This is a genomic window from Candidatus Poribacteria bacterium, from assembly GCA_021295755.1.
Taxonomy (GTDB): domain Bacteria; phylum Poribacteria; class WGA-4E; order WGA-4E; family PCPOR2b; genus PCPOR2b.
Genome location: JAGWBT010000146.1, coordinates 1 through 338 on the forward strand (window position 1 = coordinate 1; position 338 = coordinate 338).

At 51.5% G+C, this 338-nt stretch carries 1 protein-coding gene; it reads right to left on the minus strand.

Annotation, left to right across the window (positions count from 1 at the left end):
• Positions 1-338 (minus strand): hypothetical protein (locus J4G02_18570; GenBank protein MCE2396540.1); only part of this gene is annotated, 338 nt, incomplete at both ends.

A 338-nucleotide genomic window follows, 5' to 3' on the forward strand; every position in this document is an offset into this window, starting at 1 on the left:
TTTCGGAACCGTTATATTCCAACGCGCAGCATCAAAGAGCTCCTTGTTGAGCGTGAAACTCGAAAACTTGGTCGGAAAATTACCAACAGTCAACTGATGAAGCACATTCTCGCCCGGAATATTGAAAGTAAAGAAGTTCCGGTTGCTCGTCTTACTGCGAAATTCCGAGTCACGGCGCAGGAGCGAGTCCCCGCCCAACACACCAAAGCGCGCTTGGAGTGTGTACAGCTCTTTCCCACTCTTATCAAAGACAGGGTTCCCCAACGGATCCGTATGTTGGGCAAGTGCAGGTCGCAACAGACACGCCCACGCTATCAGGGAGATCGCTGAAACGCGAA